The sequence below is a fragment of the Kribbella sp. CA-294648 genome (assembly GCF_050943845.1).
Lineage (GTDB): Bacteria > Actinomycetota > Actinomycetes > Propionibacteriales > Kribbellaceae > Kribbella.
Genome location: NZ_CP191981.1, coordinates 5017792 through 5044019 on the forward strand (window position 1 = coordinate 5017792; position 26228 = coordinate 5044019).

Sequence of the window (26228 nt, forward strand, 5' to 3'; positions counted from 1 at the left end):
TCAGAAGCAAGGAGCAAACGATGCCGACAGCATCGATCGGCGACATCACCGTGGCCTACGAGGACGCGGGTGATGGCGACCAGGCGCTTGTCCTGGTGCACGGACACCCCTTCGACCGGAGCATGTGGCAGCCCCAGCTCGAGCGATTCGGCCGGCCGGGCCGTCGCGTGGTCGCCGCCGACCTCCGCGGCTACGGGGCCAGCTCGGTGGTTCCGGGGACGACGACATTCGAGACGTTCGCCCGCGACGTGATCGGCCTCGCCGATCACCTGAACCTCGGTACCTTCGCGCTCGGCGGCCTGTCGATGGGCGGCCAGATCGTGATGGAGACGTACCGGCTCTTTCCCGAGCGCATCACCGGCCTGATCCTGGCCGACACCTCAGCGCAGGCCGAGACGCCGGCCGGCCGCACGATCCGGCGCCAGCTGGCCGACCGGCTGCTGGCCGAGGGCATGGGCCCGTACGCCGAGGAGGTGCTGACCAAAATGGTTGCGCCTAGCAACATTGCGCGGTTGCCCGAGGTGGCTCAGAAGGTCATGCTGATGATGCAGCAGACGTCGCCCGCCGGAGCGGCCGCCGCGATGCGCGGTCGGGCCGATCGGCCGGACTACCTCGAGACGCTGAAACGCTGCACCGTTCCCGCGCTGGTCGTCGTCGGCAGCGACGACGCCTTCACCCCGATCGCGGACGCCGAGCTGATGCACAGAACGCTCCCGGACTCGACGCTGGCCATCATCAAGGATGCTGCGCACATGCCGAACCTCGAGCGCGAAGACGAGTTCAACGAGGCGCTGGACGCCTTTCTGATTTCTCTGGAGCAGCGATGAGCAGCACGGATCCGCGCAAGACCGTCTTCGTCACCGGTGCCAGCAGCGGATTCGGAGCCGCCATCGCTCGCCGGTTCGCCGCCGATGGGCACCGCGTCATCGCCGCCGCGCGCCGGATCGAGAAGCTGGACGACCTCGCCGCCCAGCTCGGACCGGCCGTACTACCGGTCGCCCTCGACGTGCGCGACGACGCGGCCGTGGTGGAAACCATGGCGAATCTGCCGTCCGACTTCGCCGCCGTCGACGTACTGGTGAACAACGCCGGCCTTGCTCTCGGACTGGGACCGGCCCAGGAAGCCGACCTCGACCAGTGGGAGCAGATGATCGCGACCAACTGCACCGGACTCGTACGCTGCACGCGCGCCCTGCTGCCCGGGATGGTGGAGCGAGGAACCGGACATGTGGTGAACCTCGGCTCCGTCGCCGGCACCTACCCGTACCCGGGCGGCAACGTGTACGGCGCGACGAAGGCATTCGTGCACCAGTTCAGCCTCAACCTGCGCAGCGATCTGCACGGCACCGGCGTCCGGGTGACCTCGGTCGAGCCTGGTCTGTGTGGTGGCACCGAGTTCTCGGTGGTTCGCTTCGGAGGTGACCAGGAGAAGGCCGCGAACGTCTACGACGGCGTGCAGCCACTCACTCCCGAAGACATCGCCGAAACCGTTCACTGGGCCACCTCGCAGCCCCGGCACGTCAACGTGAACGCCATCGAACTGATGCCGGTCGCGCAGAGCTTCGCGCCGTTCCAGATCCACCGCGAGTGAGCAGCTCGGTCAGGGCGGCGGCCGGGTGCACCAGGTTGGCGCACCCGGCCGGTCGAGAGGGCTAACTCGGCAGAGTTGCGGGGTTAGCTCGGGAGGGTTGGGGGCTTGGGGGCGGGTGGGGGTGCTGGGCAGGCTGTTCCGGTGCAGTTGAGGTTCAGCGGTGCCGGGGCTGTCGGCGCCGACGGTTCGGCCGGCAGCGTAGTACCGGTTGGAAGGTTTGACGTGCACTTGCGTGCTGCTGCCTCCTCCAACCCTTCCGCCGCCTCGACACCACCCGGATGCAGAACCAGCACGGCCTGGGCCTCGGCCTGGCCATCGTTGCCGCGATCACCACCGCCCACGACGCAACCCTCACCACCACCCCCAACCCCGACGGAGGCCTCATCGTCCTCGTCGAATTCGCCCGCCCGAGGGGTCGGGTAACAGGACTGGAGTGAAAAGACTTCCGAAAACTGTCACAGGGGGCGCGGCTGTCCTGTCTTTGCTGGTGACCGGGTGGCGGTGGGCCGCTGGGTGGGATTGGAGGCTGGGATGAAGATCGTGGTTGTTGGTGGGACCGGGCTGATCGGGTCCAAGTTGATTCGGCGGTTCACGGCGCACGGGCATGAGGCGGTTGCGGCGGCTCCGAATACCGGGGTGAACACGTTGACCGGCGAAGGGCTGGCTGAGGTGCTGGTCGGGGCTGAGGTGGTGGTTGACGTGTCGAACTCGCCGTCGTTCGAGCCCGCGGCGGTGATGGAGTTCTTCACCACCTCGACCGGGAACGTGCTCGCCCGATCGTCGGTACCGAGCGGCTGCCCGACAACGGGTACTTCGCGGCCAAGATCGCCCAGGAGCAGCTGATCGAGAAGTCGGGAGTGCCGTACTCGCTGGTGCACGCGACTCAGTTCTTCGAGTTCGCGATCGGGATCGCGGACGCGGCGACCACCGGCTCCGAGGTCCGGATCGCGCCGGTCAGGTTCCAGCCGATGGCCGGCGACGACGTGGCCGACGCGGTGGCCAAGGTGGCGGTCGGTACGCCGCTGAACGGCCGGCTCGAGATCGCCGGGCCGGAGCAGTACCAGATGGACGAGTTCATCCGCGAGGCGCTCGCGCTGCACGGCGACCCCCGCGAGGTGGTTGCCGACCCGCACGCCACGTACTTCGGCTCGGAGTTGCTCGACGGTAGTTTGGTCCCCGAGGGCGAGGCCCAGCTCGGGCACATCCGGTACGCCGATTGGGCCAAGGGAGACGAACGCCGATGAGTACACCGGGCGACGTGCCCCACCCTGGGAGCATGCACGGGCCGGAGATGCTGCACGAGTTGCACCACGAGGTCGAGGTCGACCTGGCGATGATTGCTGCGAGCGAGCCGGACCACGTCTTGCCGGTCAGCGAGTGGCTGGTCGACCCGGCCGAGGTGGAGCGCGACCAGGTGGCACTGCGAAGCCTGCTCGGCGCCGTCGAGGCGTTGGAAGGCGAAACGCCTCACTCGGAGGATTTCTAAGGGATGGAGACGGCGATGCCCGAACAGGCGGACGGCGCCGAGGTGGACCAGTCAGGGGCCACCCCGGATCTCGATGAGGCTGCGCGGGTCTTTGGTGAGGTGCGGCCGCGCTTGTTCGGGATTGCCTATCGGATGCTGTCCAGTGCCACCGAGGCCGAGGATCTGGTGCAGGAGGTGTGGCTGCGCTGGCAGGCTTGCGACCGGAGTGCCGTGACGAACCCAGCGGCGTACCTGGCGACCACCACGACCCGGCTGGCCATCAACGCGGTCCAGTCGGCACGGGTCCGGCGGGAGACGTACGTCGGGCCCTGGTTGCCCGAGCCGGTCGACACCAGCGCCGACCCGTACCTCGGAGCGGAACGCGGCGAGGCGCTGGAGTTCGCAGTACTGATCCTGCTGGAACGGCTGAAGCCGAACGAGCGGGCGGCGTACGTACTGCGAGAGGCCTTCGACTACCCGTACCCGCAGATCGCCGAGATCCTCCAACTCAACGAACCCGCTGTCCGGCAACTCGTCAGCCGCGCCCGCAAACGGGTCACCGGCGATCGTCGTACGCCGGTCAGCGGGGCCGAGCAACGCGAGCTGCTCACCGCCTTCATCAGCGCGGCCCGGTCTGGCGATCTGACCGCACTGGAGAACCTGTTCGCGGCGGACGTGTCGAGCTACTCCGACGGCGGCGGGATCGTCCGGGCATCCAGGATTCCCGTGCATGGTGTGGAGCGGGTCGCGAAGTACTACCGGGCCTTCGCCAGCCGCTTCTGGGCTGGTGTCGAGGTGGAGATCACCACCGTCAACGGTGAGGCGATGGGCCTGCTCAGCATGGACGGAGCGGTCTTCGCCGCGGTCACCGTGGTCGGATCACCCGAGGGCATCAACCGGATCTACTGGCAGATGAACCCGACCAAGCTCGCCGGTGTGAGCTGATGATCGACCAGCTCCTCACCGCCCTGCGGTCCGGACAGGTGGAACCTCTGCTCGCTCCGGACGCAGTACTGGTCTGCGACGGCGGTGGGCACGTAGCCGCTCCCCTCCATCCGGTCCGCGACGCCGCGGAGATCGCCCGGCTGCTGACCCTGCATTGCACCGCCCCCTGGGCCGACCTGTCCGTGGAAGATGCCAACAGCAACCAAGCGATCGTCGTACGCCGTGCCGGCCTGACCCAGGCCGTGCTCTGCGCCGACGGCACCGACCTCCGAGTCACCCATCTCTGGCTGATCCTCAACCCAGCCAAACTCGCCACCTGGAACCAACAACTGCAGGGCTAGCGGTTGGCGTCGGTGCGGTGGAGGCGTAGGAAGCCGACGAGGAGGAGAGTAGTCGCCCAGGTCAGCATGGTGATGACGGAGGACGTGGTGGTGAATCCTCGGTCGTTGGGTTCGCCGGTCAGAAGGAAGATGGAGCGAGAGCCTGGGAGGAGGTCGGCGACGGTCGTCAACCAGTCGTAGCCGAACTGGGGCAGGATCAGCGGGAGCAACAGGATCAGCAGGAAGACCGCCACCAGGCCGCCGGCCGTGTTGCGCAGTACGAAGCCCAGGCCTGCTGCCAGACCCGTTCCGGCTGCGAAGACGAAGGCCACGGTTGCGAGGGTGTCGACGCCGTCGTCCACTGGCAGAGTGAGCACGTGGCCTGCGGCGATGAAAGCCGCCAGAGCGGACGCCACCGCCAGCAGCACGCCGGCCAGCGTGACGGTTCCTACTGTGACGACGGTGCGAGCGAAGAAGAGGACCGTACGGCGTGGCGTCCACTGCAGCGTGGGGATGATTCCACCGGTCGCGTAGTCCGCGGTCACCGCGATGAGGACCAGGGCGAGGAACGCGAATTGGGCTGGGAAGCCGGTGAAGTGCGCGGCTTGCCAGGCTGACGCATCCGGGGTGGGGGTGGGATCGCCGCCCGCTTCGAAACCGGCGATGGCCCCGAAGCCGATCATGATCGCGGCCGCCGCGGCCAGGAACCACCAGGTGGCCTTCACCGTCCACAGGCGGGTCCACTCGGCTCTGCAGGTGCGGAGAAAGATCTGCCCGGCCGACACGCGGTTGGTCGAAGCTTCCAAGGTTGTCATGACGCTACCTCCGTGGCCTCGGCGTGGCGACCGTGGTACTCCACGCTGTCGTCCGTGAGTTCGAGGAATGCCTGCTCGAGCGACTGCTCGGCATCGGACAGGTGGTGGAGCGGAATGCCTTCCAGACAAGCGAATTCGCCCAGTTCTTCGGCGGCCAGATTTTCGACCTCCAACTCCTGGTCACCGCGACGCTCAACCTGGACACCGCGCTCCTGCAGTCGTTCGAGCAACTTGCCGGACTGCGGGCTGCGTACCCGTACCAGCCGCCGTCCCAGTCCGCGCAGGATCTCCTCAGTGGTCGCGTCGGCGATCAACCGACCGCGTCCGATGACGACCAGCCGGTCCGCCGTCTGCTGCATCTCGCTCATCAGGTGGCTCGACACCAGCACCGTGCGGCCCTCGTCGGCGAGGCGGCGGAGCAGTTCGCGGATCCAGCGGACACCGTCGAGATCCAGCCCGTTGATCGGTTCGTCGAAGAGCAGCACCCGGGGATCACCCAGCAGCGCCGCCGCGATGCCGAGACGCTGCCGCATGCCCAGCGAGTACCCCTTGATCCGCCGGCGCGCCGCCCCTTCGATACCGACCTGCTCGATCACCTCCTCGACCCGGCTCATCGGCAGACCGATCGTCTGCGCCGCGACCCGGAGATGACTGCGCCCGGTACGGCCGGGATGGACCGAGCCCGGGTCGAGGAGCGCCCCCACCTCACGGAGCGGTTCGGCGTACGCCGAGAACGGCCGCCCGTTGACCAGCACCTCCCCCGCGGTCGGCCGGTCGAGTCCGAGCATCATCCGCATCGTCGTCGACTTCCCGGCCCCGTTCGGTCCGAGGAACCCGGTCACCTTGCCCGGCTCCACCTCGAAGCTCAACTCGTCGACGGCCAGTACTTCGCCGTACCGCTTGGTCAGCCCGCGTACCTGGATCATGCGGCGACCCTAAGAGCCCGGCTGGTCAGATTGTGCGGACGATTTGCGAAGGTTCTGTGCAGATCGCAAGCCACCTGGTCGAGGCTTGGTGGTTGCCCCCCGCCCGGCACGGGAGCATGCTGAAGGGAATCTTCCGGGGGGTGGACGCTGTGGCGGGGCGAGACGCATTCGACGAGGCGTACGGGCGTGGGGTGCCACGCGCCGTGCGAGGACCTGTCCGGCCAACGACCCGGCAGCGGATCCGGGATCCCTTGGATGCCGCGCTGCCCGGCGCCATCGAGGGGGCCGAACTCAGACCGAACGAACAAACGGCTCTCGGCGGTTCGGTCCTGAAGAGCGACGGATCGCTGGCCCGTGGCTGGGTGGTGGTGGAGAACGGGAAGATCGTTTCCGTTCGCTCGACCAAACCGCGCGACGTCCAGCACGCGATCAACACCGGCGGCGTGATCCTGCCGGGGCTGATCGATCTGCACGGACACCCGGAGTACAACGTGTTCGCGGCCTGGGAGCCACCGAACGTCTACATCAACCGCGGCAGCTGGCGGGACAGCGACGAGTACGACCAGCTCATCAAGAAGCCCTGGGCCGCGCTGACCGCCGGCGGGAAGTCGATGTCGGTCAAGACCGCGATGACCCGCTATGCGGAGGTCCGGGCGGTGGTCGGTGGGGTGACCGCCATCCAGGGTGCTTCGCAGGACTACCCGAACAAGGCCGAGGCGCTGGTGCGCAACGTCGACCTGCGGGTCTTCGGCACCCAGATCGCTCGCAGTACGGTGGATTTCGACCGTCTCGACGAGGCTGACATCGAAAGCATCCGCAAGGGCATCTTCGACACCGGCACGGTCAAGGCGCACTACGTCCACCTTGCCGAAGGGCAGAAGACCAACCAGACCTCGGTGAACGAGTTCCTCAAGTTCACCGCCGCCCCGTTGTTCGGGCCCGCGACGGTGGTCATTCACGGGACCGCCCTGACCCGGGTGCATTTCGAGCAGCTCGCCGCCGCTGGTGGGAAGCTGGTGTGGTCGCCGCAGTCCAATCTGCGCCTGTACAACGAGACGACCGACCTCGGCGCGGTACTGGCGGCCGGCGTACCGGTCGCGTTGGGCGCGGACTGGATGCCCTCCGGCAGCCCGAGTCTGCTGCACGAGATGAAGGTGGCCTGGCAGGTCCTCCAGCAGTCCCCCGGGGTCACGGTGAAACCTGACGACCTGGTGCGGATGGTCACCAGCGACGCCGCCAGGATCGCCGGGCTCGCGGACAAACTCGGAACCCTCGAGGCAGGACGCTCGGCCGACCTGACGATCATTCAGAAGCGCCTCGACGACCCGTACGACAGCGTGGTCGCGGCGTACCCGTCCTGGGTGGACCTGGTGATGATCGGCGGGGACATCATCTACGGGCGGCCGGACTGGATCGCCGAGATCTCCACCCCGGTCCCCTACGAGCCGGTCACCGCCTGGGGACGCCCGATGCTGCTCGACACCCGCTTCGGCTCCCCGGAGGACGCCGGTACCGACGGACCGCCACGCCGGCTCAAGGAGATGCGCGCCAAGCTGATCGCGCGCTACCCCGCCGTCGGCCCGATCTTCGCCTGACCACCCGAACCACCCACCTGCTCGACCGCCCCCCTTGGTGGGTCACCCAGCTCGACATCCACCGCAGTGACCGAGGGGGCCACGATGCTCGACTTCGACCCAGGCGCTCCACCGAGTACCGAGTTCGACAAAGGTCCGCCCACCGCGATCGCCCGGCACTTCGCCGCGCTGCCACCGATCGCCCCCGAGGACCGGGACATCTTCTGGTACGACTGGGGTCCGGTCTTCTACCGCGGCCGCCTCAACGGCGCCGCCAAGGTGCTCGGGATCGCCTCCGACCCAGGACCCACCGAGCGTCTCGTCGGCCGCACCCTGGTCGGCGACGCCGGCCAGCGGGTGCAGGGATTCCTGGCCAAGCTGGGATTGACCACCAGCTACGCGCTGGTCAACGCGTTCCCCTTCGCCGTCCATCCCAGTAAGGGCGGCCGAGCCCGTCCGCTGTTGTCCGATCCGGACCAACTTGCCTGGCGCAACCGCTTCTACGACCTCGTCACCGACTCGAGGCTGGAAGCGATCGTTGCCTTCGGCGTCAACGCCCAGGCCGCTCTCAAGCTGTGGGACACCGCACCCGACGTTCCGACCTTCAGGATTCCTCACCCGTCCGCCCATGACGCCGCTGATCTCGCCGCCCGGTGGGCCGCCGCGATCCCCGCCGTCCGCGCCGCTGTCACCCCGGATCCAGGCGGTGACCAGACCGGTCCCAACTACGGCCCCAAGATTACCGAAAGCGACTACGCCCGGATCCCCCACGCCGACCTCCCCTACGGCCAGCCGATCTGGATCGGCGACGACCGCTGGGGACGCACTGCCACGCCCCGGCACAACAACACCATCGAGCGCTCCCCCGCCGACCGCGACCACACGATGATCTGGCAAGCACCCAAGTCCTAGAGCCCGCGGGCCACTCACGAAAGGGTCACCCATGTCCCACCCCGATACCGTCGTCCTGACAGCGGACCATGACCTTGGCACCGTCCGCACCATGCCGCAGTTCCGTCGTCACATCGCGCAGGGTCCGCTCACCGACGCGCAGCGCCGCGTCGTACTGGGCCAGGCCGAGATCCTGATCGGCGAGGTCTACGCGCACCTGCCGCTGAAGCGCGCCATGCACGCGATCGACCCGCTGCAGGCGCTCCGCCTCCTGCGGCACCGGCTCGCCGACCTCACCGAAACCGAGTTCCACGGGCAGTTGCAGCGGATCTTCCTCGGCCTGCACGACCTGCACACCAACTACATCCTGCCCTCGCGGTACGCCGGATTCGCGTTCCTCGGCATCTTCCTCGAGCGCTGTGTCGACAACGGCCGCACGGCCTACCTGGTGACCAAGACCTTCGACCACATCACCGGTGACCCACAGCTCAAGCCAGGAGTCGAAGTCACCCACTGGAACGGTACGCCGATCCACCTTGCCGTCGAGGCGAACGCCGCCCGTGAGGCCGGCAGCAACAAGGCGGCCCAGCTCGCGCAAGGCCTGCAGAACATGACGTTGCGCTCGATCAACATGTCGCTGCCTCCCGACGAGGACTGGGTCGACGTCACCTACAAGGTCGACGGAACCACCCACGAGACCCGGACGCCGTGGCGGGTCTTCGAGTCCGCCGGCGAGGTGACCACCCCTGGAAGCCTGCCGTCACTGCCGACCGGCGTCGCGACCGCGGCGAATCACCTGGTCGGCATGGATCTTCGCACCGAACTGACCCGGCGGATGAAACGCCGGCTGTTCGCGCCGGCCACCCTGACCGAAACGCCCATCGCCACCAGCCCCAAGGGCCGCGCCGCCAGATCCCGTACTGCGCAACCGCTCGCGGCCGGGCCGGTCCCGAGCAGCCGGCCCGACGAGCTCAAGGCCCGGATCGTCGAAACCCCGAGCGGCACCTTCGGACATCTCCGGATCTTCACCTTCCACATGCAGGACCAGGACATCAACGCCTTCCTCAACGAGGTCGCGCGGCTGCTGTCCGTCCTCCCCTCCGAAGGCCTGGTACTCGATGTCCGCGGCAACGGTGGCGGCTACGTGATCGCGGCGGAGTTCCTGCTCCAGTTCTTCAGCCCGCACCGGGTCACGCCGGAGCCCTTCCAGTTCGTGAGCACCCCCGGTACTACGGGTCTCGCCACGACCGTCGCCGACTACCAGGAATGGAAGGCCTCCCTGCAGGAAGCGGTCACCACCGGATCGGCGTACTCGACGGCCTTTCCGCTCTATCCGATCGACGTGGTCAACAGTGTCGGGCAGCTCTACCAAGGTCCGGTCGTGCTGGTGACCGATGCGCAGTGCTACAGCGCCTGCGACATCTTCGCCGCGGGCTTCCAGGACCACCAGATCGGCCCGGTACTGGGCGTCGAGGCCAACACCGGCGCGGGCGGAGCGAACGTTGTCACGCACGAGGAGCTGCGCACGGAGTGGACCGACGGCGAACTCAAGCCGCTCCCCAAAGGCGTGCAGATGCGCGTCGCGCTGCGCCGCTGCCTGCGGGTCGGCACCCGGATGGGCCAGCCGGTGGAAGACCTCGGCGTAGTACCGGACGCACGGCACGATCTGACCAAGCGCGATCTCCTGGAGGAGAACGCGGATCTCATGGCTGCCGCCGGCGCCCTGCTCGCCCAAGGACAGCCGCGAGTACTGCGCTTCACCGCGGCCGCGGCCGGCACCAAGAAACGCAAGCTCACCATCACCACGGCAGCGGTCGCCGGCATCGACGTCTACGTCAACGGCCGGCCGGTCGCGACCACCGCCACCGACGACGGCACCACCCAGCTCACCGTCCCCGCCGCCGGCGGCAACCTCATCCGGATCGAAGGCTACGACCCGGCCGGCACCCTGGTCGCGGCCACCCAGCAACGCCTGTAACTCAGCGTCTGTCACAACGGGGCCATTGCCAGAAGACATCTTCGTGCAACACAATGTTAGCGCTAACTTTACTGCCCCGCTTTACGTGCCGCCCCAACGTAAGGATCCCGTCCCATGCACCCGTCCCTACCCCGTCATGCCCGGTTCGCGCTGACCGCGGTCGCGACCGTCCTGGCCGCCGTGGCGAGCATCCTCGTCTTTCCCCCGGTCGCTGCGGCCGCCGGCCCCGCGCCGCACTACCTGATGACGGCGTTCACCAACAGCAGCGAGTCGAACATGTACGTCTACGACTCGGCGAACGCGACCAACTTCACCCGGGTCCGGGCGAACGCGTACACCCCGCCGTCGGGTCTGATCCGCGATCCCAGCGTGATCAGGCATACCGACGGCTACTACTACATCGTCTACACGACCAACTGGACCGGCGACACGATCGGCTTCGCCCGCAGCGCCGACTACGTCAGCTGGACGTTCCTTCGCAACGTCCGGGTCGGCCTCAACGGAGCCACCGGCAGCACCTGGGCGCCGGAATGGTTCAAGGACTCCGACGGCAGCGTGCACGTGATCTTCTCCGCGTCCACGGCAGGAACGGCGGGCCAGTTCCGGCCGTACCGGATCACCGCGACCAACTCCGACCTGTCCGCGTGGGCCAGCCCCGTTGCCCTCGGCATCCAGGCCAACTTCATCGACAGCTTCGTGGTCAAGATCGGCAGTACCTACCACAACTTCCTCAAGAACGAGACGACGAAGTACATCGAGCACGCCACTGCCACGTCGTTGAACGGTCCCTGGACGTTTGTTGGCACCGGCAACTGGGCGGGCTGGGGTGCGGGGCTGGAAGGACCCGCGGTCGTGCGGCTGCCCGACGGCCGCTGGCGGCTCTACTTCGACCAGTACGGCCAGAAGCGCTACTTCTACGCCGACAGCTCGAACCTGAACTCCTTCGGCGGCAAGGTCGAGATGCCCGGCCTGTCCGGCGTCGCCCGGCATTTCACCGTACTGCGAGAGGACTCCGGCGACAGCACCGTAGTACCGACGGGCAACCGGTCCCTGCGCGCGGTCAGCGATTCCACCCGCTACGTCCGGCACCGCGACAACCTGGCCTACGTCGAGCCGGTCAGTGCGTCCAGCAGCCTCACCACTCGCCAGGACGCGACGTTCACCATCGTGCCCGGACTGGCGAACAGCAACTGCTACTCGTTCCGCTCGGTGAACTTCCCGGGCCGCTACCTGCGGCACTACGCCTTCCGCGTCCGGCTGGACACCAACCCTGGTGATTCGGTGTTCGCCCGCGACGCCACGTTCTGCGGCCGGGCCGGTCTGGCCGGTGGTACGTCGTTCGAGTCGTATGCCCATCCCGGCCGGTACCTGCGCCACTACAACTACGAGGTGCGGGTCGACTGGCGCACCTCCGACGCGGCGTTCGCCCGGGACGCGTCGTTCACCCTTTCCACGCCGCTAGCTTGAGAGGACAGTCGATGATCCGTCGTTTGCTGGTACTGCTGATGATCACCTGTGCTGCCGTGCTGCCCGCCCCACCGGCGAGCGCGACACCGGCGGTGCGGAACACCAACCCGATCGCGGAGCGACGGGCCGACCCGCACATCTTCAAACACACCGACGGCTTCTACTACTTCACGGCCACCGTCCCGGAGTACGACCGGATCGTCCTGCGCCGCGCGACCACGATCCAAGGTCTGGCCACGGCGGCGGAGACGGTGATCTGGCGCAAGCACTCCAGCGGTGAGATGGGCGCCCACATCTGGGCGCCGGAGATCCACTTCATCAACGGCAAGTGGTACGTGTACTTCGCGGCCGGTCGCGCCGACGACGTCTGGCGGATCCGGATGTACGTGCTGGAGAGTTCGAGCGCCAACCCGGTGACCGGAGCCTGGACCGAACGCGGCCGCATCACCACACCGTGGGACACGTTCTCGCTGGACGCCTCCACGTTCGTCACCAACGGCGTGCGCTACCTGACCTGGGCTCAGCAGGAACCGGGGATCTCCACCGGCTCCAACCTGTACGTCGCCCGGATTGGCGCGAACCCGTGGACGATCACCGGCTCGGTGACCCGGCTGACGGTGCCGACGCTCGCCTGGGAGACGCGTGGGCACAAGGTCGCCGAAGGGCCCACAGTCCTGCAGCGCAACGGAAAACTCTTCCTGACGTACTCCGCGAGTGCCACCGACGCGAACTACTGCCTCGGCATGCTGACCGCGTCGGCCACGGCGGACCCGCTCAACGCGGCATCCTGGACCAAGAGCCCGAACCCCGTGTTCGCCAGCAACGCCGCGACAAGTCAGTACGGGCCGGGCCACAACTCGTTCACGGTGTCCGAGGACGGCCAGAGCGACATCATGGTCTACCACGACCGCAACTACCGCGACATCGTCGGCGACCCGCTCAACGACCCGAACCGGCGTACGCGGGTGCAGAAGGTCTACTACAAGGCCGACGGCTCACCGGACTTCGGCATCCCGGTAGCGGATGGCCCGACGCCGGTCCGGCTCAAGTCGTACAACTCTGACCGCTTCGTACGGCACTGGGAGTACCGCGCGAAGCTCGAAGCCAACGTGGCTCCGCTGGCCGATTCGCAGTTCAAGCCGGTGACAGGTCTGGCCGGGCCGGGGACAGTGTCGTTCGAGTCGACCAACTTCCCCGGCTACTACCTGCGGCACCGCAACAACGAAGGCTGGGTCGAGCGCAGCGACGGCAGCACCCTGTTCGGCAACGACGCCAGCTTCACCCAACGCGCCGGCCTCGCCGCGAGCTCGGCCGCGTCGTACGAGTCCCTGAACTTCCCCGGCCGCTACCTCCGGCACAGCAACGGATTGCTTTACCTGCAAGCGATAGCCGATGCCCAGGGCCGCTCCGACGCCACGTTCGTACTGGAATGAGAGTCACTATGAAGCGTATAACCGCCTTGTTCACCACCGCTGTGGTGCTCGTCGCCGCAGCGGTGGCCGCTCCACAGACCGCGGTTGCGGCCACTGTGGACACCAACGCCTCCTATGTCCTGGTCAACCAGAACAGCGGCAAGGCCTTGGACGTGTACAACCTGGCCACGAACGACGGCGCTCCGATCGTGCAGTGGTCGCGCAACGACGGCGCCTGGCAACAGTGGCAGTTCGTTGACTCGGGTGGCGGCTACTACCGCCTGAAGTCCCGGCACAGTGGCAAAGTGCTGGACTTCCAGTCCACCGCAGACCGGGCCGGGCTCGTCCAAACGACCGATGCCAACCGCACCGGCCAGCAGTTCCGGCTGGCCGATTCCGACGGCGGCCGGGTCCGCCTTGTCAACCGAGCCAGCGGCAAGGCCGTCGACGTACTGGACTTCTCCACCGCCGACGGCGCGCAGCTCATCCAGTGGCCCGACACCGGCGCGACCAACCAGCAGTGGCAGCTGGTCAAGGTGAGCTCGCCTGGCATGTTCACCAACCCGATCAAGCGCAACGGGCCCGACCCGTGGCTTCAGTACTACAACGGCTACTACTACCTGGCCACGACCACCTGGAACTCCACGATCACCATGCGCCGGTCCCGCACGCTGGCGGGCCTGTCGAGCGCGGCGGACACCGTGGTGTTCAACCTGTCCGGCCGGCCCAACGGCTGCTGCAACATGTGGGCACCGGAGTTCCATCTGCTCAACGGCCGCTGGTACCTGTACTACGTGGCCGGGCAGAACGTGTCGGACTACAACCCGACTCAGCGCCTGCACGTGCTGGAAAGCGCCGGCACCGACCCATTGGGCCCGTACACGTTCAAGGCCGATCTGGGTAGCACCTGGGAGCTGGACCCGAGCATCCTGCAACACAACGGCAAGCTGTACCTGATGGGCAGTGCGATCGACGGGACCCAGAGTCTGACCATCACCCCGCTGTCCAACCCGTACACGATCAGCGGCGCACGACGTACCATCTCGCAACCCACACTGGCGTGGGAACGGCAGACCGCGCCGGTCAACGAGGGCGCGGAACCGCTGTACCGCAACGGCCGCGTGATGATCGTGTACTCCGCCAGCGCCTGCTGGGGCCCGGACTACAAGCTCGGCCTGCTCACCCTGACCGGGTCCGACCCGCTCAACCGGTCGCACTGGACCAAGTCGCCGAACCCGGTGTTCCAGCGCAGCGACGGCAACGGAGTCTTTGCCCCCGGCCACAACGGCTTCTTCAAGTCGCCTGACGGCACCGAGGACTGGATCGTCTACCACGCCAACGACAGTGCCTCGGGCGGTTGCGACATGAACCGCTCCACCCGCGCGCAGAAGTTCACCTGGAACGCCGACGGAACCCCCAACTTCGGTACGCCGGTCCGCCTGGGCACCCAACTCGCTGCCCCCTCCGGCGAGCCGATCGGCTGATGCCTGACTGGAATGACGGGAGGTATTGGACGGTGGATCGTGCCGCTGATTTCGTTGAGGCGATCGAGCATCTTGCTCGCCCGTCTCAGCCGAGAGGTACATCATCGTGTCTTCACAAGCCCCCCGTCGTTCCCGGCGGCAAGCGCTGGCGATCGGAGCGTCAGGAATAGCAGCCGGTCTTCTCCCCACTGCACCCCAGACCGCCTCGGCCGCCCGGAACCCCCAATCAAAGGAGTTCGCAGGTAAGACCGTCCTCATCACCGGAGCGACCTCGGGGATCGGTGAAGCGACCGCCCGGGCGATGGCAGCAGCCGGCGCCCGGGTGTTCTTCTGCGGCCGCCGGGTTCAGCTGGGGCGCAAGGTCGAAGCGAGCATTCGTTCCACCGGCGGCGAGGCGACCTACCGGCGAGCCGACGTCCGCAACGAGAACGAAGTACGGGACCTGGTCAACGCCTGCCTGAAACGCTACGGACGCATCGATGTGGCGGTGAACAACGCGGGGATCGAGAGCCCACGGGCTGCCCGGCTGCACGAGCAGTCGATGGCCGACATGGAGTCGGTCTGGCGCACCAACGCCGGCGGTGTCTTCCTCGGGATGAAGTACGAGCTCGCCCAGATGCTCAAGCAGGGTGGTGGTGTCATCGTCAACACCGCGTCGATCTCGTCCGAGGTCGGCTTCGCCACCATCGCGCCGTACAACTCGAGCAAGCACGCGGTCGCATCACTGACCAAGGTCGCCGCGCTCGAGTACGCCGCCGACAACATCCGGATCAACGCCTTCGCGCCCGGTGCCGTCGACACCCCGATGCTGCGCAGAGCCGCCGAAGCCTTCGGTGTGACGTACGAGCAGATCGCCCAGGACTACCCGATCAAGCGGATCGTTCGCCCGGAGGAGATGGCGACCGTGGTCATGTGGCTCAGCTCCGACCGGTCCAGCGCAGTCACCGGTACCGACGTCGACGCGTCGGGTGGCTACCTGACCGGCTGAGCCTCCTCACCATCCGCCGCCATCCCCTCGGCCAACTGGCGGACGACTTCGACGTAGGCAGCCACCAGTGGGCTGCTGGACGTCTCCGGCCAGGCCAGTGCGATGCGGAGTGGCTCGATGTCGGGGATCGGCCGCCAGACGAGGTCGGGCCGTCCGTAGTACACGGCCATCGACTGTGGGGCGATGCAGATGCCGAGGCCGGAGGCGACGTCTTCCAGCATCTCCTCGACGTTCGCGTTCTGCGGTCCCCAGACAGGTTCGGAACCGTCCGGCCGTGGATTGACCGCCCACCAGTCGACCCAGGGGCGCGGGGCGAGCGACGTCCACATGATCGGTTCGGGGGCGAGATCCATGATGGAGACCGTGCTCTGGGCGGCGAGGCGGTGGGCCGCGGCCATCCCACCATGCGCTGTTCGACTCGCACCACCTCGAGATCCAGCCCGCTGGTGTCGGCCGGCAACCAGACGAACGCGACGTCGGCAAGGCCCTCCCGGAGGGCAGCTGCCTCGCCACCCCAGTCGAACCGCTTGGGTTCCACCACGACGTCAGGGTGGAGGCGTGCGAACTCCGTCCGCGCGACGGTGGTCAGTGGTCCAGCCGCCGTCGCCTGGAAGCCGACCCGCACCACCTTGGCCGCGGTGGACGCCGCCGTCCGGGTGTCCCGCAGTCCTGCCTGCCAGACCTCGAGCATTTCGCGGGCCACCGGCAACAACGCACGACCGGCCGGCGTCAGCGACACCTCGCGCTTGGTCCGGACGAAGACCGGCGTCCGCAACTCGTTCTCCAGTTGACGAATCTGCTTGCTCAGCGTCGGCTGGGAGACGAACAACCGCTCGGCCGCACGAGTGAAGCTGAGCTCCTCGGCGACAGCAACGAAGTACCGCAACAGCCGGGTGTCCACATCCATCACCCCATCATGCCCTGACGGCATGACCACAGGTATTGGACGCCCTCCGCGGTGCCGCGGTCTGCTGATGAGCAAGAAGTTGTCCATCCCCTGTGATACAAGGAGCCTTCCCGATGCCTGAGATCTCCCGCAACGCCCTCCTGCGCGGAGCGGCCGTCACCACGGTCGCCGCCCTGGCTGTCCCCGGTACGGCGTCCGCGAGCTCCCAAGGTCGCGAACATCCCAACGTCCGGTTGATCCGCGGCTACTACGAGGCCTACGCCGCCAACGATCTCGCAGCCATGCGCACCAAGTACTTCGCTCCCGACATCCGCTGGACGATCCCCGGCCATCACCCCCTGGCCGGCACCAAGCGCGGCGCGGACGAAGTACTGGCGTTCTTCGCCCAACTGGCCAAGGCAGGCTTCCGCGCCGACCCCATCTTCCTGGCTGCCGACGGAGACTGGGTGGTCGACCTGCACCGCGGCTGGAGCACCACCCCGGCCGGCCTCGACCTCACCTGGGCACTGGCGTTCCGGATCAAGTCAGGCCGCATCGCCGAGGCAATCAACTACCCCGGCGACCAACACGCCGCCGACGCCTACTTCTGGAACACCTATCCCCTGGCGCCCATCCCCACCCGCCTCGCCCAGTAGTTCCGAGCCGCCCGTGGGTGGTCTCTCGCCGGAGGCCACCCACGTTGCCGTGAAGCTCAGCGGTCGTTCGGGCCGAGCCAGAGGCCGCCGTTGACTTCCAGGACCTGGCCGGTGATCCAGCGGGCGTCGTCCGAGGCGAAGAAGGCGATGACGTCGCCGATGTCCGGTGCCCGACCGTGGCGTCCGAGGGCCGCGATCGCGGCGACCTTTGCGGCCGAGTCGGGGTCCTGCAGCCAGCCGTTCATGTCGGTCTCGGTGATGCCCGGCGACACCGTGTTGACCGTGATCTGTCGCGGGCCGAGCGTCTTGGCCAGCGAGCGGGTGAACACGTTCAAGGCGCCCTTCGTCATGGCGTACACGATCTCCGGCTGCGCGAACCAGGTCACGCCGGAGGACACGTTCACGATCCGTCCGCCGTCGGGCATCAGCGGCAATGCCCGCTGGGTGATGAACAACGGCGCGCGCACGTTGATCGCCATGACCCGGTCATAGGACTCCCGGGTCACGTCGTGGATGTTGTCGGCGTAGTCGATGACGGCGGCGTTGTTGACCAGGATGTCCAGGTCGGCGCCACCTAGGCCCGCTCTCAGTCCCTCGAAGAGGGTGTCGACGTCGCCGTCCACACCGAGCTCGGCGCCAACCGCGAACGCCTCTCCGCCGGCGGCCACGATGGTTTCGACGGTCTCCTTCGCTGCCGCTTCGTTCGTGCCGTAGTGGACTGCGACCCGCGCACCCTCGGCCGCCAGTCGCACAGCCGCCGCCCTGCCGATCCCGCGGGAGCCGCCCGTCACCAGTGCCGTCTTGCCGTTCAAGCTCATATCTGGTCCTTCTCGAAGATGGAACGATCCCTAACAAACTCGATGATAGGGAACGATTCCTAACATCGCTAGACTGGTCTCATGGCAGGCTCACACCGGCGCAGTTCCGCTGAGACGCGCGAGCACGTGCTCGAGGTCGCGCACGAACTCTTCTACTGGCAGGGCATCCGCGCGGTCGGCGTCGACAAGATCGCCGCGGAAGCCGGCATCGCCCCGACCACCCTGTACCGGCTCTTCGCCTCGAAGGACGACCTGATCGCCGCGTACGTCGAACGCGCCCACGTCGCCTACCGCGACTGGTTCCGGACCGCACTCGAGAGCGCCGGCGACGACCCGCAAGCCCGGATCCTCGCGCTCTTCGAAGCCCAGACCGTCATGCTCCAGCCGGACATCTGCCGCGGCTGCCCCTTCCTGATGGTCCTCACGGAGTTCCCCGACGAAACCCTCCCCAGCCACCAGGAAGCCGTCACCATGAAGCGCTGGGTCCGCACCCAGTTCGCCAACCTGACCGCAGCCCTGGACGTGGCGGACCCATCCGCCCTGGCCGACCACCTGACCCTGATCTTCGAAGGCGCCTACGCCTCGGTCCAAGCCCTGGGCCCGGATGGCCCAGCAGCCCACAACTACACCCTCGCCAAAGCAATCCTCGCCGCCGCCAGGTGAGGGAGCTTGTCGCCGGAACACAGGAGCCCTAGTTCGGCCGCTGCGACCCCGGCGCTACAGCAGCCTCGCCATCACTGCCTGAAGAACATCACTCCTGCCAGCAGCGTGACGATGTAGAAGGCGAGCGGAACCATGTCCCGAAAAATCAGGGTCAGGACTACCAGCACGACCATGCTGCCGATGACGACCAATCCGACCCAGGTCGGGACCGGAGCGGACAAGAGCGCCACGCCGAGGACCGCCAAGCCCACCTCGGTCACGAGGAAGTAGAAGAGATAGGGCCACATCGGGAACGAATCCTGCGCAAACCACTCGGGATCCGCAGCGCGCGCGTACACCTGCCACAACCAGGGCACAACGCCAACCGTCAGCAACGCCACGCTGGACCAGATGAGACCTGCAAAGGGTGCCCGGCGAGCGTAGTACGCATACAGACCGATCCCGATCACGGTGACGACCGCGCCCAGACCGAAAAGGACCTGCGCGACCAGCCACTCAGTCCGGGCAGCGTTGATGCTCTCCAGCTTCTTCCCGGCCGAAGGCTGTGGAAACACCCGGTAGGAGATCGGGAGAAAGGCTGCGACGAGGAACAGGATCGAACCCACGATCGTCACTGTCGCGCCGACCTGGTTCAGTCTGCCCTGCATGGCCGCTCCTTCATTGGTCCGCACGAGCACGCCGCGGCGGTACCTCGTCCATGATCCATGGGAGCACAGTCGCAGACCACTCACTCACTACAGCAGTCCGATTGGGAGGGACATGGCGAGGAACAGGGTCAGTTGGTAGCTGGTGTTGATGAGGGTGAGCCTCGCGGGCTTCAGCTCGAAGGCGTTGTGCTGGAGGAGCGTGGTTGCCCCGCGCAGTCAGAGCGCGTTGAGGAAAGCGGTGACTAGCGGGCTGGCCACGGATTGGAATTCGTGGAAGTAGGCGTGGCGGGCGCCTTGGATCAGTTCGGCGTGGGCGTGGGGGATGCGGTCGGCCAGTAGTTGGGCGTTGGCGGCCGGGCTGAAGATGTCATCGGTTCCGTGCAGGATCAGTGTTGGTGCTTTGATCGATGGCAGTTCCGCCCACGCCTCGTGGCTGTTGCTCGCCACCAGGTGGCGGCCTTTGGCGTACGCCGGCATGGACGCGTCGCCCAGGACCGGATAAGGGCCTGGGTGCTCCCGCCGCCACTGTGGTGTGTACATCAGGTCGGCCAGCACCTCGTCCCGTCCGGCCTGATCGGATCGGGCGAGAGCGCGGCGGATCTCCCGGCTGCGTTCGTGCCCGTGGGTCTTTCCTGGTGAGGTGCAGCCGAGGACGAGGCCGCGGAGGCGGTCGGGGTGCAGGACGGCGAACCACTGGGCGACTCGGCCGCCCATCGACGTCCCGTACAGGTCGACCTGGTCGAAGCCGAGATGGTCGAGCACCGCCAGCACGTCCGCCGCGAAGCCAGGTGTCGAGTACGGCTCGTCCGGCTTGTCGCTCGACCCGGTACCGCGGTAGTCGATCGTCACCGTACGGCGACCGAAGTCGTCACGCACCGGATCCCACCAATGGTGGTTGTTCGACTGCCCGGCCAGCAGGACCAACGGCGGATCGTTGCCCTCGGCACCCTCGACTTGGCAGCCGATCCTGACCCCGTCCGAAGCGACGGCAAACGTCTCTGGCATACCCCGAGTCTGCAGCACTCAGCCGGCCAACTTGGCGCTACGCCTCAGAAGCAGCGCCAAGAGCAGGGTGATGAGCAGGAGGGTGCCTGCCTCTGCGACGACTCCGGGCCACGCGGCGTGCGTCCACGCAGTACCGGCCAGGCCGCCGAAGACTGAGGAGCCCAGGTAGAAGGCGAAGAGGTAGAAGCTTGCTGCTTGGCCGGTACCGCCACCACCCGCGTGAGCCCGTACTGCGACCCACCCGCTGGCCACGCCGTGGACCGCGAAGAACCCTGCTGTCATCACCGCCAGTCCAGCAACAACCAAAGGCAGCGGCCCCGCGAGCGTAAACCCCACGCCTGCCAATGTGACCAGACAGCCAACCGGCACCACCGCACGTCGGCCATACGTATCAGCCAACCTCCCCGCCAGAGCAGACGCTGCGGAGCCGACCAGATAGACACCAAACACCAGACCGGCCAACCCAGGCCCCAACCCGTACGGCGCTTCGGCCAACCTGAAGCCGGTCGCGTTGTAGACGGCAACGAACGCGCCCATCGCTGTGGCCGCAACGCCATACAACGCTAGCAGTGCAGGGTCCCTCAGCACCCGCAGGGTCTGGCGGTTACCTGTCGAACGCACGAAGTTCCGCGAGTCCGGCAACAACCTGGCGACCAGTACTGCGCACACGACGCCGAGCACGGCGATGCCACTCATGGCAACGCGCCAACCGCCGAGGTCGGCCAGCCCCCCGGCGACCAGTCGACCGGTCATGCCACCGACGGCCGTGCCTGCGATGTACAGCCCGCTCGCTCTCGCGTGACTGTCGGGATGGACCTCCTCACGCAAGTAGGCCATGGCGACAGCAGGCAGACCTGCCATCGCGATCCCCTGCAGTCCTCTGAGCGCAAGCAGTGTCTGCCAAGTCGGCGCGATCGCACAGAGGACAGCGATCCCGGCCGCGGCTGCAACTGACCAGCGCATGAGCCGGGTGCGGCCGAGGACCTCGGAGGCCGGACCCGCGATCAGCAGTGCGACACCAAGGCCCATCGTGGCGAAGGACACGCTGAAGGCACTCTGGCTGGACGACACCCTGAACACGCGAGCCAGCTCGGGCAGTAGCGCCTGGGTGCTGTAGAGCATGGCAAAAGTCGCCATCCCCGCCGCGAACAACGCGACCGACAGCCGGCGATAGCCGGCTTCGCCAGGGAGGTAGCCGCGGGCAACGATCGTCTGCACCCTCATGACGGTGCCAGAGCTGCACGCATACGTAAAATGTCACAACTGAACCCAATCGATACGCTATCCGCATGCATGTCGAGGATCTCCGCTGGTTCGTCGTGCTCGCGGACACCGAGCACCTGACCGACGCGGCCGCCATCCTGGGGACCAGCCAGCCGACGCTGTCCCGATCGCTCGCCCGGGTCGAGACCGCCTTCGGAGCGCGCCTGTTCGAGCGCGAGCACCGCGGCCTGCAGCTCAACCCCAACGGCAGGCTGGTCCTCGAAGCGGCACGGGTGAGCATCGCCGCGGTCGACGCGGCCAGCTCGCGGATCGAGGCTCTGCAGGATCCGGACGCGGGCACGGTCCGGCTCGCCTTCCTCCACTCGGTGGCCACCGGACTGGTCCCCGACCTGCTGAAATCCTTCCGGACCACGGCTCCGCGAATCCGCTTCGCCTTGCGAGAGGAACCGTCGCACGACATCGTCCGCGACCTCGAATCCGGTGAAGCCGAGCTCGGCATCACCGGTTCCCGCCCGGACGCGGCCACCTTCGGCTGGCACCTGCTCGAACGTCAACGGCTCTGTCTCTACGTCCCACCGGACCATCCGCTGGCCGGCCGGAAGCGAGTCAGGTTGGCCGAGGCAGCCGCTGAACCGTTCATCGGACTTCGTCCCGGCTTCGGCTTCCGCGGCGTCTCCGACGAGCTGTGCCGCGCGGCCGGCTTCGCTCCGGCGATCGCCTTCGAGTCCACCGACCTGTCGACCATCGACCGACTCGTCGGCGCCGGCCTCGGCGTCGCAGTACTGCCGGCTGGAGCTGTTCGCGGTTCCGACAGTGGCGCAACGCCGGTTCCGCTGGCCGGCGTCAGAGCGCGTCGAGACATCGGGCTGACCTGGCGGCTCGGCAGGGAGCTGTCACCGGCCGCCGCACGATTCCGCGATTTCGTTGCTCAGCAGACATGACTGACCTCCTGGCGCTCGAGGTGCGCCAGGAGGCCAGCCGCCCTAGTTCACTGTGTCGACGACCAGGCTGCCTGCGCCGACCGTGACGCCGGTGTCGGTTTGGACGGTCAGCGTGCCGGTGAGCTTCCGGCCCACACCTGGCTGGCCGGTGGCGGTCAGGGTGGCGGTCGGGTTCCAGGAGGAACCGGAGGGGTGGTTGGCATTGGCGTCGCTACTGGTGAGGCTGCCCAGCGCCGGTGACACGTAGGAGTCGACCAGGTCGTACGCCGTACTGCCGTCCGGTACCGAGAAGCCGTCGATCCTCAGCCGGTAGAGGCCGGCCGGCGGGTTGGTGAGCGTCACCAGTTCGACAGACGTTGCGCCGGTGCTGGATCCGACGGTCACGCAGGTGGGCGCACAGCGAGAGACGACCAGGTCGATGTCCGAACGGATGTCGGATGCGTTCCCGGTCCGGACCGTGTACGACGTGACGCCGGCCGGCAGCGTGACGTCGAAGCTCTGCGACGCCTGATGCGCAACCGTCGGCCGCTGCGTTTGCGTACTGCCCAACGCTCCCCCGCCGACGAGCCGTCCGGTGAAGGCGGCCAACTGGTTGGTGACGGTGTAGTTGCGGACCTGCGGCACACCGAGGGTCGCGGACGCCACCACGTCCGGGTTCGGCGCGATCGTCGTACTGAGAACTGTTGCCGAGAGCCCGAACGGCGCCGACGCTGCGTCGGAGGTACGGCGTGACTCGACCACGAGCTCCCAGACGCCCGGCACCGGGTTGACCACCGTGCGGCTGTGGGCTGTGCCGTTCGCGCAACCCCCGCCCGCGTCCGGGTCGTAGCAACTCAGGCTCGAGGTGCTGTCCACCGGCAGGCCCAGCGGGCTGTACCGCAGGAATCGGATCTGGCCGGCGCCCGCGGTGTCCCCGCCACCGGTCAGGTCGACCTTGAGCGCACTGGCGCCGACGGGAACCCGGACGAAGTAGTGCCGAGTGCCGTTGCGGCCGACCGTACCGCTGGTCTCGAACTTGTACGCGTTGGCGGCGGTCAGGTCGTTCGGCACGAACACCGCGTTCATCGTGTTCAGGTCGATGCCAGGCGTGGTCGGGTCGTCGAGCTGCAGTACGGCGGAGTGCGCGCCGGGACTGGACGGATTGACCTGTACTGCGAAGTCGACCGGCTCGTTCAGCGGCAGGTTCACCTTCGTCCGCGAGTTGAAGGTGCCGTCGTTCCCGACCCAGCGCACGTCGTGCGGTACCGGCTTGGCCGCGCCGCTCGTCCGGGTCAGGGTGTACGTGCGGTTGTACTTCACCCCGAGCGTGACGCCCTCACGATCGTGGATGCCGACACCGACGTTCGGCGTCGCCAGCTGACCGCTGAGCACCGTGCTCACCGGCACGGACGCCGTGATCGCGTTCGGCCGCTGTCCGGCGCGAAGCTGATCCCAGGCCGCCGTCACCGCGAACAGGCCGCTCCCCTGCTCGTAGGCGCCGAGCTGCGGCTGATGGACAGCGCTCGAACGGATCGCACTGCGCAGCGCGGCAGCAGTCGGCCGCGTGCCGAAGGTCGCCTTGTAAGCGCTGACCAGCAACGCACCGGCACCAGCAGCTTGCGGAGCTGCCATCGAGGTGCCGTTGAGCATCGCGTAGCCGGGCGGCAGGGAGTAGGTGCCGGGCACCGGACCACCCGGTTGCCAGCGCGGCGTAGTGGAGATCGCCGCCCCCGGCGCGATGAGGTCGGGCTTGAAGCCGCCGTCCTCCCGCGGGCCGCGGGACGAGAACGGGTGCAGGCCCTTGTCGCTCAACGGGTCGGAGCCGTAGTTCGCCAGCCAGGTCGCACGGGTGATGTACGAGCCCACGCTGAGCGAGTTGGTCGCCACCGACGGGTCGCCGACGGTGTTCGCGCCCGCGCCGCTGTTGCCGGCTGAATTGAAGATCTGCATGTTGAACTCGTCGATCGTGCGGTTGTACAGCGTCGCCCGGGCGTTGTTGCCGTCGTTCAGGCCAGGCAGGCCGCCGATCGAGATGTTGACCACGTCAGCGCCGTTGTGGGCGGCGTACAGGACGCCGTCGATGAGGCCGCTGCTGGTGCAGGACGTGGTGGTCAGGCAGACCTTGACGGCCATCAGCTGCGCACCTGGAGCCGCACCGCTCATCGCTCCGCCGAACATGCCGTTGGCGGCGGTGATGCCGGCGACGTGGGTGCCGTGCTGCGCGCCGGCGATGCCCAGGTTGACGACCGAGCCGGCGTCCGAACTGGGGTTGTAGACCGACCGGTCGGTCACCACGACGAACGGGACGCGCTCGGTGACCGCGGTCGCGGGATTGTCGGTGCCCAGGAACTGGGTGTCCCGGTTGACCTTGAAGTCGATCATCGGGGTCTGGTCGGTGAAGTCGCCGTCCTGGTCGAGGTCGACGTACACGTGCTTGCTGGTGCGGTCCTGCAGGACGCCGATCGACTCGGCGGTCACGCCGTCGCGGTCGATGTCGCCACCGAGCTCGCCCGCGGCGAGTTCACCGGCTGCCTCACGCAGCAGACCGTGAGCGTACGGCCCACCGGTCGCGGGCGCGGTCCAGGCACGCCCGCCGGAGGTGAAGGTGCCGGTGAATCGTCCGGTGGTGCTGATCCAGGTCGCGTCACCTGACGTCGGAGAGTTCGCGTTGTACCAGTCGACGATCTTCAGCGCCCCGGTCGTCGTGGTCTGCAGCGCCGGGGCGTCGAGGTCGATCCCCGAGTCCAGGATCGCGATCGTGGTGCCGCGACCGTCCCACTGCGGGTTGGCCAGCGCGAACTGCGCCGCCTGGGTGTCGCCGGTCGGCATATACGGGTTGATCCGCGGCGTGCTCGCGCTGGGTGGTGTCTGCGGGGTCGGCAGCTGGGCACCCTCCGGCTGCGGGTCGTCGATCGGGACCAGCCCGTCGACGTCCACGGCCTCGACCGAGCTCAGCTGCCCGGCCTGCTCGGCCTTGCCGGTCGGCATCTCGACCTTGAGGTAGTCGACATCCCCGTCGGACTTCAGTACGACGCCCCCGAGCGCGCGCAACTGGCTGGCGGCACTCGCCAGTTGGCCGGGCTCCGCGGCGACCAGTAGCGTCACCGTCTTCTTCCCGGCGGACTGTGCCGCGGCGATCCTGGCCCGGTCCGCCTCGCCGATGCCCTTGTCGGACTTCGGATCCGGCCGGCTCGCGGCGTCGATTCCCCCTGGCTTCGCGGACGCGCCTGGCAGCCCGACGAGCGTTGCGGCTGCCAGCCCGAGTACGGCGGCGAACACGGCAACGGGCCTGCGGCGATACCTGGTGTGGCGCGCAGGCGTATCCGACAAAGTCATGATCCGGTCCTCTCCCCTGGCCGATTGGCCTTGGGGGCAGTGCACTCCGTTCCTGCCCGGCAACGCAAGGGGTTGGATTTTCGAAGACTCACACCTCAATGTGTGGATTACCCTGTGTTTGCCAGTCGTCACGGAACGCCGAGAAATCTCGCGCGTTCCGAAGGGTTTCCTCCGCCGCCGGGAACTGCTGTCCTGGAGCAGGGCTTTCTTGGGGGGA

27 protein-coding genes and 1 pseudogene are annotated in these 26228 nt (G+C 67.6%); 19 read left to right on the top strand and 9 right to left on the bottom strand.

Annotated features, from left to right (window positions below; all coding sequences use genetic code 11):
* Positions 1-20 precede the first annotated feature (20 nt).
* The 8 genes from ACQPYM_RS23815 to ACQPYM_RS23850 all read left to right on the top strand — a co-directional run bounded on the left by ACQPYM_RS23815 (position 21) and on the right by ACQPYM_RS23850 (position 4342).
* Positions 21-827: an alpha/beta fold hydrolase gene (locus tag ACQPYM_RS23815; RefSeq protein WP_433003752.1), complete on the top strand. Its 807-nt coding sequence runs from the start codon at positions 21-23 to the stop codon at positions 825-827.
* Entirely contained in the window at positions 824-1591 is a 768-nt protein-coding gene (locus ACQPYM_RS23820) for an SDR family oxidoreductase (protein WP_433003755.1), read from the top strand. The genes ACQPYM_RS23815 and ACQPYM_RS23820 overlap by 4 nt, the downstream gene beginning before the upstream one ends.
* Before the next feature lie 278 nt (positions 1592-1869).
* Entirely contained in the window at positions 1870-2028 is a 159-nt protein-coding gene (locus tag ACQPYM_RS23825; protein ID WP_433003758.1) for a hypothetical protein, read from the top strand.
* Between the two features lie 94 nt (positions 2029-2122).
* Positions 2123-2434, top strand: coding sequence for an NAD-dependent epimerase/dehydratase family protein (locus ACQPYM_RS23830; protein WP_433003761.1), 312 nt, complete (start codon positions 2123-2125; stop codon positions 2432-2434).
* A gap of 14 nt (positions 2435-2448) precedes the next feature.
* Complete coding sequence (locus ACQPYM_RS23835) at positions 2449-2835, top strand: hypothetical protein (RefSeq protein ID WP_433003764.1); 387 nt, start codon at positions 2449-2451, stop codon at positions 2833-2835.
* Positions 2832-3077, top strand: a complete 246-nt coding sequence (locus ACQPYM_RS23840) for a hypothetical protein (RefSeq protein WP_433003767.1) — start codon at positions 2832-2834, stop codon at positions 3075-3077. The genes ACQPYM_RS23835 and ACQPYM_RS23840 overlap by 4 nt, the downstream gene beginning before the upstream one ends.
* Positions 3078-3092: 15 nt before the next feature.
* Positions 3093-4001: an RNA polymerase sigma-70 factor gene (locus tag ACQPYM_RS23845; RefSeq protein ID WP_433003770.1), complete on the top strand. Its 909-nt coding sequence runs from the start codon at positions 3093-3095 to the stop codon at positions 3999-4001.
* A complete protein-coding gene (locus tag ACQPYM_RS23850) occupies positions 4001-4342 on the top strand; it encodes a hypothetical protein (RefSeq protein ID WP_433003773.1) in 342 nt (113 codons plus the stop codon). The genes ACQPYM_RS23845 and ACQPYM_RS23850 overlap by 1 nt, the downstream gene beginning before the upstream one ends.
* On the opposite strand, the gene ACQPYM_RS23855 is transcribed toward ACQPYM_RS23850, so the two are convergent.
* Both ACQPYM_RS23855 and ACQPYM_RS23860 read right to left on the bottom strand, forming a co-directional pair.
* Positions 4339-5136: a hypothetical protein gene (locus ACQPYM_RS23855; RefSeq protein WP_433003776.1), complete on the bottom strand. Its 798-nt coding sequence runs from the start codon at positions 5134-5136 to the stop codon at positions 4339-4341. The genes ACQPYM_RS23850 and ACQPYM_RS23855 overlap by 4 nt on opposite strands.
* A complete protein-coding gene (locus ACQPYM_RS23860; protein WP_433003779.1) occupies positions 5133-6062 on the bottom strand; it encodes an ABC transporter ATP-binding protein in 930 nt (309 codons plus the stop codon). Before ACQPYM_RS23860 ends, ACQPYM_RS23855 begins: the two co-directional genes overlap by 4 nt.
* Before the next feature lie 56 nt (positions 6063-6118).
* Between ACQPYM_RS23860 and ACQPYM_RS23865 the strand changes: the two genes are divergently transcribed.
* The 7 genes from ACQPYM_RS23865 (at position 6119) to ACQPYM_RS23895 (ending at position 15856) form a co-directional block, all read left to right on the top strand.
* Entirely contained in the window at positions 6119-7657 is a 1539-nt protein-coding gene (locus ACQPYM_RS23865; protein WP_433003782.1) for an amidohydrolase family protein, read from the top strand.
* Positions 7658-7723: 66 nt separating this feature from the next.
* Entirely contained in the window at positions 7724-8548 is an 825-nt protein-coding gene (locus ACQPYM_RS23870; protein WP_433003784.1) for a hypothetical protein, read from the top strand.
* A 31-nt stretch (positions 8549-8579) separates the two neighbouring features.
* A complete protein-coding gene (locus tag ACQPYM_RS23875) occupies positions 8580-10505 on the top strand; it encodes a S41 family peptidase (RefSeq protein WP_433003787.1) in 1926 nt (641 codons plus the stop codon).
* A 114-nt stretch (positions 10506-10619) separates the two neighbouring features.
* The gene (locus tag ACQPYM_RS23880; protein ID WP_433003790.1) at positions 10620-11972 is read left to right on the top strand and encodes a glycoside hydrolase family 43 protein; all 1353 of its coding nucleotides are present in this window, start codon (positions 10620-10622) and stop codon (positions 11970-11972) included.
* A gap of 11 nt (positions 11973-11983) precedes the next feature.
* Entirely contained in the window at positions 11984-13405 is a 1422-nt protein-coding gene (locus ACQPYM_RS23885; RefSeq protein WP_433003792.1) for a family 43 glycosylhydrolase, read from the top strand.
* A gap of 8 nt (positions 13406-13413) precedes the next feature.
* Positions 13414-14868, top strand: a complete 1455-nt coding sequence (locus tag ACQPYM_RS23890; protein ID WP_433003795.1) for a family 43 glycosylhydrolase — start codon at positions 13414-13416, stop codon at positions 14866-14868.
* 106 nt (positions 14869-14974) lie between these two features.
* Positions 14975-15856, top strand: coding sequence for an SDR family NAD(P)-dependent oxidoreductase (locus ACQPYM_RS23895; RefSeq protein WP_433003798.1), 882 nt, complete (start codon positions 14975-14977; stop codon positions 15854-15856).
* Here the strand turns inward: ACQPYM_RS23895 and ACQPYM_RS23900 are convergent.
* A complete protein-coding gene (locus ACQPYM_RS23900; protein ID WP_433003801.1) occupies positions 15841-16254 on the bottom strand; it encodes a LysR substrate-binding domain-containing protein in 414 nt (137 codons plus the stop codon). The two genes, ACQPYM_RS23895 and ACQPYM_RS23900, sit on opposite strands and share 16 nt — an antisense overlap.
* A gap of 183 nt (positions 16255-16437) precedes the next feature.
* Between ACQPYM_RS23900 and ACQPYM_RS23905 the strand changes: the two genes are divergently transcribed.
* A complete protein-coding gene (locus tag ACQPYM_RS23905) occupies positions 16438-16647 on the top strand; it encodes a hypothetical protein (RefSeq protein ID WP_433003804.1) in 210 nt (69 codons plus the stop codon).
* On the opposite strand, the pseudogene ACQPYM_RS23910 reads toward ACQPYM_RS23905, so the two are convergent.
* Positions 16632-16850 (bottom strand): annotated as a pseudogene (locus tag ACQPYM_RS23910) (helix-turn-helix domain-containing protein); the annotation flags it as partial. The gene ACQPYM_RS23905 and the pseudogene ACQPYM_RS23910 overlap by 16 nt on opposite strands.
* Before the next feature lie 26 nt (positions 16851-16876).
* Here ACQPYM_RS23910 and ACQPYM_RS23915 point away from each other — a divergent pair.
* Positions 16877-17398 (top strand): nuclear transport factor 2 family protein, encoded by a 522-nt coding sequence (locus ACQPYM_RS23915; protein ID WP_433003807.1) that lies wholly within the window; start codon positions 16877-16879, stop codon positions 17396-17398.
* Positions 17399-17454: 56 nt separating this feature from the next.
* Here the strand turns inward: ACQPYM_RS23915 and ACQPYM_RS23920 are convergent, their stop codons facing one another.
* Positions 17455-18216 carry an SDR family NAD(P)-dependent oxidoreductase gene (locus ACQPYM_RS23920; RefSeq protein WP_433003810.1) on the bottom strand — a complete coding sequence of 254 codons (762 nt, stop codon included), beginning with the start codon at positions 18214-18216 and terminating at the stop codon, positions 17455-17457.
* Between the two features lie 81 nt (positions 18217-18297).
* Between ACQPYM_RS23920 and ACQPYM_RS23925 the strand changes: the two genes are divergently transcribed.
* The gene (locus ACQPYM_RS23925) at positions 18298-18879 is read left to right on the top strand and encodes a TetR/AcrR family transcriptional regulator (RefSeq protein WP_433003813.1); all 582 of its coding nucleotides are present in this window, start codon (positions 18298-18300) and stop codon (positions 18877-18879) included.
* A 71-nt stretch (positions 18880-18950) separates the two neighbouring features.
* Here the strand turns inward: ACQPYM_RS23925 and ACQPYM_RS23930 are convergent, their stop codons facing one another.
* The 3 genes from ACQPYM_RS23930 to ACQPYM_RS23940 form a co-directional block, all read right to left on the bottom strand.
* Positions 18951-19556 carry a hypothetical protein gene (locus ACQPYM_RS23930; protein WP_433003816.1) on the bottom strand — a complete coding sequence of 202 codons (606 nt, stop codon included), beginning with the start codon at positions 19554-19556 and terminating at the stop codon, positions 18951-18953.
* 186 nt (positions 19557-19742) lie between these two features.
* Positions 19743-20531 (bottom strand): alpha/beta fold hydrolase, encoded by a 789-nt coding sequence (locus ACQPYM_RS23935; RefSeq protein ID WP_433003819.1) that lies wholly within the window; start codon positions 20529-20531, stop codon positions 19743-19745.
* A gap of 18 nt (positions 20532-20549) precedes the next feature.
* Positions 20550-21749: an MFS transporter gene (locus tag ACQPYM_RS23940; RefSeq protein WP_433003822.1), complete on the bottom strand. Its 1200-nt coding sequence runs from the start codon at positions 21747-21749 to the stop codon at positions 20550-20552.
* Between the two features lie 71 nt (positions 21750-21820).
* Here ACQPYM_RS23940 and ACQPYM_RS23945 point away from each other — a divergent pair, with 71 nt between their 5' ends.
* Positions 21821-22696 carry a LysR family transcriptional regulator gene (locus ACQPYM_RS23945; RefSeq protein WP_433003825.1) on the top strand — a complete coding sequence of 292 codons (876 nt, stop codon included), beginning with the start codon at positions 21821-21823 and terminating at the stop codon, positions 22694-22696.
* A 42-nt stretch (positions 22697-22738) separates the two neighbouring features.
* Here ACQPYM_RS23945 and ACQPYM_RS23950 read toward each other — a convergent pair whose 3' ends face one another.
* Complete coding sequence (locus tag ACQPYM_RS23950) at positions 22739-26011, bottom strand: S8 family serine peptidase (RefSeq protein ID WP_433003828.1); 3273 nt, start codon at positions 26009-26011, stop codon at positions 22739-22741.
* Between the last annotated feature and the right edge of the window lie 217 nt (positions 26012-26228).